The sequence below is a fragment of the Luteirhabdus pelagi genome (assembly GCF_016827595.1).
Lineage (GTDB): Bacteria > Bacteroidota > Bacteroidia > Flavobacteriales > Flavobacteriaceae > Luteirhabdus > Luteirhabdus pelagi.
Window position 1 is genome coordinate 1 of the sequence record NZ_JAECMS010000009.1, and the last position, 10795, is coordinate 10795.

The following is a 10795-nucleotide window of genomic DNA, read 5'->3' on the forward strand; positions in this document are numbered from 1 at the left end:
CTAATCAAAATCCTTATCTGAAAATTACGTAAAATACAAAACCGCTTAACGAGAAGCGTTATACAAGACCGTTGGCATCAAGCAGCTGAAATGAATGATTGAATACAAAGTATTGATATAGAATTCGTACTTTTGATTAAAAGGTGAAAAAATGGATTTGGAAGCCAGAAAAATCGAATTTATTCAGGAGTTTTTAAAACTTCAAAGTGAGGAAGCTATCTCGCGTCTTGAAAAAGTTTTGAGAAAAGAGAAAAGGCATTCTCAACCTATGACCAAAAAAGAGCTCAACAAAAGAATTGACAAGTCTATGAAAGATTCGGATGAGGGAAGGTTTACCGAATCTAATGATCTAATGACTGAAATTGGAAAATGGAGCTAGAAATCTATTGGACTGATTTCGCCAAAGCGGAACTAAAGAAAAATTTCAAGTATTTAAAGGAAAACGCCAGCCTTCGAGTCGCTAAGAATGAAACGGAAAAAATTGTTAGTGAAACAAAGCGACTGAAAAAGCAGCCCGAGATTGGACAAGTTGAGGAAATGCTGATTGATAGAAAACAGGAATTTCGATATCTAGTCCATCAAACCTACAAAATCATTTATTGGATAAACATTGAGAAAAACCAAATTGAGATTGTGGATGTATTCGATACTCAACAATATCCGATAAAAATAAAGCGATCGAAATAACTGCCAGATGCCAACAACGTATAACGCTCATGCCGCTGGGCAGGTTAAACGATTGAAAAGGATTACAAAAACCAAACTCTCCTACCCTAACTGAAAAATCCGTAAATTGTCCAACGCGCCACGAGCGTTATACAAATCCGTTAGCACCTATGCAGAATGAGAAATGAATCTGAGACTTATTTAAAAATTCAAAACGGATCTGAATTCGTGAAAATAGAAATTCTTAAACAGAATTTTCCGAATGCTGATTTGGATTGGGATAAGGATTCTATCAGGTGCAAGATTTCAGCAAAATTTGGAAGCTTTTCAGGAGAGTTTAATGCTAATTTGATGACGTTTAGTTTTGATAATTTTAAAAGAGAATTGATATACCTTTATGAGAACCTTGAACAGAGTGCAACCTTTAAAGGGTATGAAGACCAAGTGAAAATCTTTATCCAAGGTGATGGAATTGGACATTTAGATTTATTCTGTGATTTAAAAGATAATGTTGGAATGGGAAATGAACTAAAAGGAGAACTGAATCTTGATCAAACTTATCTACCCGATTTGATTGAACAATTAGATACTATAACTTCTGAATACAAAGTCCATATGAAAATGAATGGATAAAGCACAGGTGCTAACAACGTATAACGCGCATTTAGCGCGTTGATATCTAAACGATTGAAAAGGGTTACAGCAAGCCACTTCCCTACCTTAACTGATAATTGCGTAAATTGACCAGGCGCCAAACGCGGGGCGTTATACAAGACCGTTGTACTGCATTTTGAGAAAAAAATACGACATAGAATTAGAAGGACAGCGAATTGGTCAGACTGAATTTGAATTTGCAGATCCGCCTATGGGAGTGATTTACGGAAAATTAAATTTTATTGATTTTGAATCACCTTATAAATTGATTAAAGAATATTGTTTGCAAAATGACATTGAAATCAATACAGATTATCCAGAGGACAAATTCATAAATACCTCAATAATTCCGGAATTGAAAATATTTGATTTAAACAAAAATGTGATTAAAGGAGACGGAGCTCATATCATTGGATTGGAGAAAAACGGATTTGAAATTCATGTTCTAGGAATCAATTCTAATCTGATGAAAACTGAATTTAGACATCATTACATTGATTATTATAAAACTGATTAAAAACGCAGTACAACAACGTATAACGCGCATTTGGCGCGGTTGGTTACTTTGTTGAAAAGGACTACAGAAAACCACTTCCCCACCTTAACTGAAAAATCCGTAAATTGAACCAGCGCCAAACGCGGGGCGTTATACAAGACCGTTGTACGCAAGCTCGACTGAAAAATGATTTTAAAAGGAACTGATAACCAAACATTGGAATTTCGAATAACCAATTATGAGTTTCCAGACGTTACTGATTGTGAATATGATTCAAATTGGCTGTTAATTTACTTGAATGTAAATAGTAAATCTGGAAAATGGAAGACTATCGATCCGTCCTTATTAGTGTTTGAGGTGAAAGATATTATTGATTGGTTTGCCGACTTGTCATTGAATAAGACGGAGAAAAAAAACCTAACTTTTATCGAACCAAACTTAGAAATTGATTTGATCAAAGAGAATTCAAATTTTAAAACTATTCGAATTAGATTTGATTTGGAATCGCGGCCTGAGAATGCTGATGATGAAAAGGAATATTACATTGAATTTGACATGAACAACTCTGAATTGAAAAATGTCGCTGAAGAACTTAAATTGGAATTAAAGCCTTTTCCGAATAGAGGTGTCTGATTAAAAAGAGCCAGCGTACAACAACGTATAACGACGCATAGCGCGAGTGAATTCAACTACATTGAATTCACTCACAAACAACTCCTCTCCTTCCCTAATTGAAATTTATGTAAATTGTAAGTCGCGCAACGCGCGTTATACAAATCCGTTGGCAACAATTAAAACCAAACTATGGCTAAAAAAAACAGGAGAAAAATTTTTGACTTGACCGCTATTATGACTTTACTTGGAGTTATAGTCGGAGGATTAATTACTGGTTTTTTTGCTAATAAAAGTCAAAAGGAATTATTAGAATTCCAAAAAGAACAGTTTCTTAACGAATATCGAATTAGTAAAAACTCAGAAATTAAAAATGGAGTGGAAAATTACATTGACAATCTTACAGAATTGCTAATAAACGGTGAAAATATGAATGAAAAGGAACAAGACAGTCTATTTTCTTTAATGTATTCAAACTCAATAAAAATGTCATTGCTAAGAGATATTTCAATTGGTAGTAACAGCTTAAACTTAACACTTGAATTAAGAAAAAATAGAGACAAAATAAATCAACACGATTCAATAACACATAGTTTGATAGGAGATTGGATTACCTCTGTAAAAACTGAAATGCTGATGTCTGATTATGGAATTGATAAGAAGGAAATAACAGAGGATTTAATTCAAGTTATGCTGAATAAAAAATAACTGTTGCCAACAATGTATAACCGCAATTACGGTAGTTGGTCAAGCGATTGAAAAGGATTACAGAAAATCACTAACTTGCCTATCTGATAAATAACCTAGCCGAAAAAACCGCAAAAGCGGTTATACGGTACCGTTATAGTGCAATTAATCGCACTTTCGGAAACCCATCAAGTCTTTCGTCGGACCCATTAACGAAGCAACAACGGATCAAGACCTGGCTGAACGGTGGCCAGCCCCTCCAAGCTTTTCGATTGGCATCGGTGAGAGTTTCACTCTCATAACGTTGGCAACGTTAAAAGCTTGATCAAGGTAGCGAATCCATTTGACAGTTTCAAGCCACGGGCAGGGATTGATCCTATGTTGTTGGCCGAATTCGTGAATTGTGGGCCCGACCCGGAACGCTGACGACACCTTATACGGCCCGTGGCATAAGGAGCATCAGACGCTCCTGAAAGAATTGATAGGAGCCGCTCGATGTGGCGTGCGATAAACTACGCAATTGCCGGGAACCTCCACTCTTCGAGCTGGAGGGCAATTACTGCACATAACGACGTATAAAGGCAATAAAGTGCCGGCTTCCCTCCTATTGAAGGATATACCAACGGAATTTGGTATATTGCCCTAAAACACGGAAACCCAATAAAGGGCACTTGACATGCCTTTATACGCATACCGTTGTGCGTAATTTTACCATTGAAATAAATAGAATTTAGGAGTCGAATTAAAAATCAGCATATGAATAATTTCAAATTTATCGGAATCATACTCATGTTTGGAATATTTCTTTCCTGCAACAATGATGATGGACCAACTCAAGAACAAGAAGCTCAAGAATTAAATCAAATGTTTTCCGAAATTGAAAGTTTGGCAAATAGTGAAAAATGCATTGACTCAGAAGAATGGACTTTCACTAGCTATGGAAGTAAGGCATGTGGAGGTCCGGTTGGATATATTGCTTATTCGACAAACATCGATACTGAACTGTTTCTTCAGAAAATCGAAGAACATAGGGTTGCGCAGGAAGAATTTAACGAAAAATGGGGAATGATAAGTGATTGCTCCCTTCCTCCAGAACCAATTGGAGTGATATGTGAAAATGAGAGTCCTGTTTTTGAGTATTGATTAAAAACTACGCACAACAACGTATAACGACGCATGGCTTGGAGAAGGTTAATTGTATTGAATTTCTCACAAAATAACCGCCACTTCCCTACTAATTGAAAAAAACGTAAATTGAAAACCAACGCCACAGCGCGTTATACAAACCGTTGGCAATAATTAAAAAAACAGAAATAATGAAAAAAACATTTTTAACAATATTATCATTAATGCCTATTTTAGCTATTGGTCAAAGCGATTTTCATAATTTGAGTTCCAACGAAAGTAATTTGAAAACAAATACCGGATTTCAAAATCATTCAATTTTGAGAAATATAAGCGATAGAGAAAAAAAAATAAAAACTTCTTTAATAAATGATGTAAAAAAAGATAAAACAATAATAGACTTTGAATTAAATAAATCTTATAATTTGTCATTTAACACAAAAAACAACGAGAAAATCAAACTTTTTGATGACCAAAAATCTGACGAAGTTTTATTTAAATTAGAGCCACTAAAAGAATTAAATTGGCAACCCATAATACCCATAAAAACCAAAAGCTTATTTAAAAGTTTAAAAAGCTTTGAATTAAATAATAAGTCTTAAATTAATTAAATGTAGCAAATATTGAGCATCAAACTTAAAATATACAAAACCGTTTGCAATAGTTATGAAAAAAACAATTACCCTCATCTTAATTTTTGTTTCCACTTCAATTTTTGCTCAAGAAATATTTGAGAATGAAAAACCGATTTCAAATATTGACCAATATAATGTAGAAACTATACAAATAGAAACTTTTGATTATTTCCAAAGCCCAGCAACCAAAGAGCCAATAATAATAAAAGGAACCTTGATAACCCCAAAAAATGAATATAAAAAAGTTTTGGTAATAGTTTCAGGTACTGGCGAAATTTCACAAAATGCGCACAATTATTTGACAGAATCGCTTCTTGAAAACAATATCGGTGTATTTAGATTTGACAAAAAAGGAATAGGTATGTCTTCTGGAAACCAAAATGAGCTTCCACAACCTTATATTGATAATGTCAAGGATATTGCCGACACCCTCAAAAATAATGTATTATTATCTACCAAAATGATTGGTGTCTTGGGGCATAGCCTCGGCGGAATTGCAACTATTGGTGCAATAGATAAAGGTGCAGGTTTTGATTTCCTTATACAATGGTCAGCACCTATTGGAAAACCGAGAGATATTATTGCGTATCAGATGAAAAATGGAATTACAAACTATAATGACAATATTGTCGGCAAAAATGTTGAAGAAAGAATTCAGATATTAAAATTTGTTCATCAAGTAATTGACCAAAACATAGAATTAGAAACTTGGGATATTTGGCATGCTACTCTTAGTGAAAAAGGGAAGAAAGGTTTTAAAAGAAAACAGTTCAAAAATTATGTGACTCATAGTTTTGTCGAATTGGCGAAAATTGATAATACTCAGGAATATAAAAATTTAAAAATCCCAACTTTAGTTATAATTGGTGCGAATGATATTTTAGTTGACCCAATTGAGACTAATAAATCTTTAAAAGAAATAGATAATCCAAAAATTAAATTTAAAAAGTTTGAGTATTTAAACCATTTTCTAACTAAAAAAGGAACGGAAGAAAAATCGAACAGCATTTACGATATTGATACTGATGCAAAAAACTACATAATTAAATGGATAATGAGCGTAAAATAACTATTGCCAACAATGTATAACCGCAATTACGGCGGTCAGTCGCTTAATTGAATTTGCTTTCCTACAAAAAACACTATCTTTCCAACTGAAAAAACCGAAACCGAAAAGCCGCAACTGACGGTTATACGGTACCGTTACCTCTCATTTTAAAACCAAATTGCTATCATAAAAACTATATTCAAAATACTGTTACTTTCAATTATTATTTCTTGTTCTGATACCGAGAAAAACAAAAACGGATTAAAGATTGATGAAAAAATAGAATCAAAAACTGACTCAACCAAATCTAATCTTACCGAATATACTCGAGAATGGATAGAATATAATTATATAAATGACAACTTACGCGAGAGAATTGAGGTTTACATATCTGATAAAAATGATACAATCGGATTTCAAAAATTGGTTTTTAGCAATAATATTCTCGACACAACCCGAAGTACTTTTTATGATTTAAAAACAGAATATCTGAAAGACAGTACAATTAAAGGTTCCATAGAATTGTTTTTGGAGGATGATTACAAAATCAAAAGCCCACTTATCGAAAAAGAAATTCAATTGAATTTTGCTCAAAATTTTAACGGTAAAAGGAAAATCGTTGAATTTGAGAATAAGAATTCAAATTACGTTGACTTTGAATTTAAAAATAACTCTGACACTTTGATTGGTTTAGTTGTAATTCACAGGCAATTCGATACAATAATCAACAACGAAGAGATGGTTAGATTCATTGAGACAATGTTTCCAGTAGATAATAAGATTAAAACTGATAATGTATTTATAGACGCATTTGAACTGAATAAAAACGAGAGGTAACAATGTATATAGCCCATACCTAAGAGGGTTAAATGTTTTGATTTTCTTACAATTTATTTACTTTTAATCTTAACTGAAAAATCCGTAACACAAAACGCTACGGGCCATATACTTTACCGTTGGCAGTAATTTTCGAAAAAATTTTACCTAAATGATATTGAATAGAATTAATGAATTTTATAATGATTTATTCCTTTATCATTACTCTAAATTGAAACATATTGAGGATGAACCGATAGTAATGCCTATTGTGTATATTTCTTTTTGTCAAGTAGCTAACTTTTTGATATTAGTCATCATAATTTACTTTACGACTGATCTGAATACACAAATGGATAAAGAATATATTCCGATTTTAGTTTTTCCCTTATATTTTTTATTTGGCGCAATCAATTTTTATAAGTATGATGTAAAAAAGGGTGGTGAAAAGCTTTTGGCACGGAAAAATGAAATCAACAAAATGATGAAATTTTACAGTATAGTTTATTTGATTCTTTCGATCTCTGCTCCTTTACTTTTGATTTATTATTTCAACGAGATTTATTGACGCTTGACCTGTTTAAAAACAAAAATGTAGGTTGAATATAAAACTACTGCCAACAACGTATAACGCGCATTCGGCGCAGATGGTTACTCTGTTGAAAATTCCGATAACCGTTCAAAAAACAGCTTAACCGAAAAATCCGTAAATTGAACCAGCGCCAAACGCGTGGCGTTATACAAGACCGTTAACTTTAATTGCGGTGACCCGCTTGCAGCGGATTTAAATTCAAAAAGGTTTAGCTGACTCTCACTCAGATGGAAATTGATTAAAAGCAAAGCTCAAAAATGTGATTTTGAATTATTGGGTTGATTTCTTGAATTCCAAACTGAACGATTGATTTCAAACTGAAGTTGAAAATTCGGAACGAAAAATTGATCTGATTTTGAGCAAAAATTGAGAAACTCGATTGATTTCTCAACAAAACGGATAATTCTGATTTAGTTCTGGGGTGGTAAAATTGAAACTGATGTTGAAAAAGAATCGCTCACGGAAAGATCCTTTTCCGCAACTAAAGTTAACAACGTATAACGCACATTGCTTCGGATTTTCATATCTGAAAATCCTCGCAGGCGGACAATTTGGTAAGTTTTAGTATTTTGTTGCCTGAAAGCGCAACATTGCGTTATACAAATCCGTTAAGCTACAAGTGCGGTGATCCGCTTTCAGCGGAATTCACTCTGACGGATTTGCTGATTCTCACTCGGTCGGGGTGACTCTCACTCAGCCGGAAATTGAATAAAAAAATGTTTCTGATAAAATTCTGATTTGATTTAGTTTCGGAACGAAAAACCGTTTGATTTCTCAGCAAACTGACTTTATCTGATTTAGGTCTGGGTTGAAAAGATTGAAACTGAATATGAATAGTGAATCGCTTTCGGAACATTTACTTTTCCGCACCTGTAGCTAACAACGTATAACGATGCATTACTCTGGTGAATTCAATTGCATTGAATTCACGCAGAGACGTTCCCTCTTATCAAATTATTGAAAATTGTGTAAATTGTCCTACGAGCAACGCACGTTATACAAATCCGTTGGCTACAATATTTGATTTTGAATTGATTCAATTTTGGTGTAAATTTACATCAAATTGATTATCATGACTCGACAAAGCATAACTTTCACAAAGCCGAACGATGAATGGCTGAAAAGCCAAATCGACAGAGAGGAATATTCCAGCAAGAGCGAACTGGTTAATGATCTGATCAGACAAGCGCGGAAGGCAAGCGTCCAGATTGATTGGATCAGGGCGAAAATCGACCGGGCCGAAAAAAGCGGATTCACGACTGATAGCAAAGATGAGATTCTGAAACAATCAAAATCCTCGCTTGGAAATGGCTAAATACCGATTGAGCAATGAAGCTAAAGAAGATCTGATTAGAATCCACCAGTACGGAACCAAGAGGTTCGGAATGGATCAAGCCGATAAATACTTTGAATCATTCTTTGAATACTTCGATATTATTGCGGAAAGACCATACTCGTTTGAATCTGTTGAATTTATTAAAAAAGGATACAGAAGATGTGTTTGTGGATTTGACAGCATCTTCTATAGAGTAAATGATGACTTGGTTGAAATCATGGCGATTGTTGGAAGACAAGATTTGAACAACATTCTCTGATTTAAATACTGTAGCCAACAATGTATAACGCGCATTGTGTTGGTTGAAGTAATAAAATTGAATAACTCAGAAAGTCCTACAACTCCTTCCCTATTTGAAAAATTAGTAAATTGAACCAAAACACAACGCGAAGCGTTATACAATCCCGTTGTGCTTAATTATGAAGAACTTACTGATCCTATTATCCATAGTGACTATTTCTAATCTTTATTCTCAAAATAAAGAGCAGAGAATATTTGTTGAAAATGATATAACAAAAAGAATAATTCAAGGATTTGAATATAAAAATGACTCACTTGTCAAACAAACTTATATGATGGATGAATTGGATAGATTTGGAAATACAGTATCGTTTAAGGAATATGACTTAAATGATTCTTTGTTAGTTGCTTACAAATACAAGTTTTCTGATGACGGAACAACTGAATATGGGGAAATAAAAGATGATAATGGCAAAGTAAAGTATTACACGGTTACTATAAAAGACAAAGAAAAAAGATCGATTAGAAGAATACAATTAAGTTCAGTTAAGGATACACTTGTCGAACAGATTTGGATAAAAGATAGAAACCTAAACGATAGTATTCTTTATAGGGTAAGGAATGGAAAAAAGGTTTTAAGCCATAAATGGAATTATAATCAAGGCAACATGCTTACCTCTGAGGAATATTATGATCAAAACGGTTTTTTGATCTCGAAACAGTCCTTCACATATAGAAAAACAGGTGATTGCATGAAAAAACGAGACAATAGAAATAAATTAGTTTCTCATAAATGCGTTGATGGCAATAAAGAAATCTGGAAACTTCTAAGAGACGGGAAGGGTTATCGTGCTGGCATAAGAATTATTTCTGAAAAAGGAGGTAAAAGAATTGAGACCAAATTGGAAAACGGACTTGTGGATAAAATAGAATACTTTTCGAAAGAGGGAAAACTGTTAGCGAAGATAAAATACACCTATGAACAATCATAACTAAGCACAACAATGTATAACGCGCATTGTGTTGGTTGGTCAGTCGATTGAAAAAGATTTCAGAAAATCAAACTCCCCTGCCTAATTGAAAAAACCGTAAATTGAAAGCCAACACAACACGAAGCGTTATACAAGACCGTTGTGCCTAATTTTAGTGGAATTCTGAACAGAATAATTTACATATTGATTTTTAGTATTTTCTTTGGTTGTTCTGACAAACCAGAAAAACCGCAAATTGACCGTATGAAAATGGATATAGAAATCTATTTGGAATTTGAACCTGGTGGTTATTTAATTTCGTGGAATGATACACTTTGCTCAAAATTTAAATCTGATTCGAATTATTTGCAAAAAAGACCATATGAACTTTATTGTCATATTTTCAACAAAGAAAAGGACACACTCGGATATTACAGAGGATTAAGCAGTCCACGCCAATTCACTTATTTTCAAACTAAACAAGTTACAGACTCAATAGTTGATTTGGAATTTTCAATTGGAATCAATCACTTTTCGGATTTTCTCTTTGAACAATCTGATGAATATATCAATAGATTTAACCAGATATTTGAGGAAAGAACTGAGTTCAAACCAATTCGAATTGATTTAAAAACTGATTTGAAGAAAAAAATGGAAATTGAATTAGTGAATGTAAAAAACTAGGCACAACAACGTATAATGCGCATTACTGCGCAGTCGGTTATCAGTATTGAATTTCCCACAGAATCCTTAAAAAAATAGCTTAACTGAAAAAACCGTAAATTCACAAACGCGCAGAACGACGCATTATACAAGACCGTTGGCAACAAGCTGAAAAAATGCATCGTCCTGAAATAGGTTGACTAAAAATTAACCCTTTTAGTACTATACCTTATGAAAGACAAAAAACCACCCTG

14 protein-coding genes are annotated in these 10795 nt (G+C 33.5%); all 14 read left to right on the plus strand.

The annotated features are described in order from the left end of the window. Positions 1 to 151: 151 nt before the first annotated feature. A complete protein-coding gene (locus tag I4Q58_RS15060; RefSeq protein ID WP_203296738.1) occupies positions 152 to 379 on the plus strand; it encodes a hypothetical protein in 228 nt (75 codons plus the stop codon). Next, positions 370 to 687: a type II toxin-antitoxin system RelE/ParE family toxin gene (locus tag I4Q58_RS15065; protein WP_203296739.1), complete on the plus strand. Its 318-nt coding sequence runs from the start codon at positions 370 to 372 to the stop codon at positions 685 to 687. Before I4Q58_RS15060 ends, I4Q58_RS15065 begins: the two co-directional genes overlap by 10 nt. Positions 688 to 843: 156 nt before the next feature. Then, positions 844 to 1299, plus strand: a complete 456-nt coding sequence (locus tag I4Q58_RS15070; protein WP_449565221.1) for a WapI family immunity protein — start codon at positions 844 to 846, stop codon at positions 1297 to 1299. A gap of 157 nt (positions 1300 to 1456) precedes the next feature. Then, positions 1457 to 1837 (plus strand): hypothetical protein, encoded by a 381-nt coding sequence (locus I4Q58_RS15075; RefSeq protein WP_203296741.1) that lies wholly within the window; start codon positions 1457 to 1459, stop codon positions 1835 to 1837. A 165-nt stretch (positions 1838 to 2002) separates the two neighbouring features. Further along, entirely contained in the window at positions 2003 to 2449 is a 447-nt protein-coding gene (locus I4Q58_RS15080; RefSeq protein WP_203296742.1) for a WapI family immunity protein, read from the plus strand. Between the two features lie 171 nt (positions 2450 to 2620). Beyond that, on the plus strand, positions 2621 to 3136 hold the full coding sequence (locus tag I4Q58_RS15085) for a hypothetical protein (RefSeq protein WP_203296743.1): 516 nt from the start codon (positions 2621 to 2623) through the stop codon (positions 3134 to 3136). A gap of 735 nt (positions 3137 to 3871) precedes the next feature. After that, entirely contained in the window at positions 3872 to 4258 is a 387-nt protein-coding gene (locus I4Q58_RS15090; protein WP_203296744.1) for a hypothetical protein, read from the plus strand. A 173-nt stretch (positions 4259 to 4431) separates the two neighbouring features. Further along, positions 4432 to 4842: a hypothetical protein gene (locus I4Q58_RS15095; protein WP_203296745.1), complete on the plus strand. Its 411-nt coding sequence runs from the start codon at positions 4432 to 4434 to the stop codon at positions 4840 to 4842. A gap of 64 nt (positions 4843 to 4906) precedes the next feature. Then, complete coding sequence (locus tag I4Q58_RS15100) at positions 4907 to 5944, plus strand: alpha/beta hydrolase family protein (RefSeq protein ID WP_203296746.1); 1038 nt, start codon at positions 4907 to 4909, stop codon at positions 5942 to 5944. Between the two features lie 402 nt (positions 5945 to 6346). Continuing rightward, positions 6347 to 6760, plus strand: a complete 414-nt coding sequence (locus tag I4Q58_RS15105) for a hypothetical protein (protein ID WP_203296747.1) — start codon at positions 6347 to 6349, stop codon at positions 6758 to 6760. A gap of 1643 nt (positions 6761 to 8403) precedes the next feature. Next, positions 8404 to 8646 (plus strand): ribbon-helix-helix domain-containing protein, encoded by a 243-nt coding sequence (locus tag I4Q58_RS15110; RefSeq protein ID WP_203296748.1) that lies wholly within the window; start codon positions 8404 to 8406, stop codon positions 8644 to 8646. Further along, entirely contained in the window at positions 8639 to 8926 is a 288-nt protein-coding gene (locus tag I4Q58_RS15115; RefSeq protein ID WP_203296749.1) for a type II toxin-antitoxin system RelE/ParE family toxin, read from the plus strand. The genes I4Q58_RS15110 and I4Q58_RS15115 overlap by 8 nt, the downstream gene beginning before the upstream one ends. Before the next feature lie 160 nt (positions 8927 to 9086). Continuing rightward, positions 9087 to 9899, plus strand: a complete 813-nt coding sequence (locus tag I4Q58_RS15120) for a hypothetical protein (protein ID WP_203296750.1) — start codon at positions 9087 to 9089, stop codon at positions 9897 to 9899. Positions 9900 to 10142: 243 nt separating this feature from the next. Beyond that, positions 10143 to 10562, plus strand: coding sequence for a hypothetical protein (locus tag I4Q58_RS15125; protein ID WP_203296751.1), 420 nt, complete (start codon positions 10143 to 10145; stop codon positions 10560 to 10562). Positions 10563 to 10795 lie beyond the last annotated feature (233 nt).

What these genes read in the sequence shown, in the direction of transcription:
- I4Q58_RS15060 (WP_203296738.1), top strand. Translation starts at nt 152, where the DNA reads ATGGATTTGGAAGCCAGAAAAATCGAATTTATTCAGGAGTTTTTAAAA.
- I4Q58_RS15065 (WP_203296739.1), top strand. Translation starts at nt 370, where the DNA reads ATGGAGCTAGAAATCTATTGGACTGATTTCGCCAAAGCGGAACTAAAG.
- I4Q58_RS15070 (WP_449565221.1), top strand. Translation starts at nt 844, where the DNA reads ATGAGAAATGAATCTGAGACTTATTTAAAAATTCAAAACGGATCTGAA.
- I4Q58_RS15080 (WP_203296742.1), top strand. Translation starts at nt 2,003, where the DNA reads ATGATTTTAAAAGGAACTGATAACCAAACATTGGAATTTCGAATAACC.
- I4Q58_RS15085 (WP_203296743.1), top strand. Translation starts at nt 2,621, where the DNA reads ATGGCTAAAAAAAACAGGAGAAAAATTTTTGACTTGACCGCTATTATG.
- I4Q58_RS15090 (WP_203296744.1), top strand. Translation starts at nt 3,872, where the DNA reads ATGAATAATTTCAAATTTATCGGAATCATACTCATGTTTGGAATATTT.
- I4Q58_RS15095 (WP_203296745.1), top strand. Translation starts at nt 4,432, where the DNA reads ATGAAAAAAACATTTTTAACAATATTATCATTAATGCCTATTTTAGCT.
- I4Q58_RS15100 (WP_203296746.1), top strand. Translation starts at nt 4,907, where the DNA reads ATGAAAAAAACAATTACCCTCATCTTAATTTTTGTTTCCACTTCAATT.
- I4Q58_RS15110 (WP_203296748.1), top strand. Translation starts at nt 8,404, where the DNA reads ATGACTCGACAAAGCATAACTTTCACAAAGCCGAACGATGAATGGCTG.
- I4Q58_RS15115 (WP_203296749.1), top strand. Translation starts at nt 8,639, where the DNA reads ATGGCTAAATACCGATTGAGCAATGAAGCTAAAGAAGATCTGATTAGA.
- I4Q58_RS15120 (WP_203296750.1), top strand. Translation starts at nt 9,087, where the DNA reads ATGAAGAACTTACTGATCCTATTATCCATAGTGACTATTTCTAATCTT.
- I4Q58_RS15125 (WP_203296751.1), top strand. Translation starts at nt 10,143, where the DNA reads ATGAAAATGGATATAGAAATCTATTTGGAATTTGAACCTGGTGGTTAT.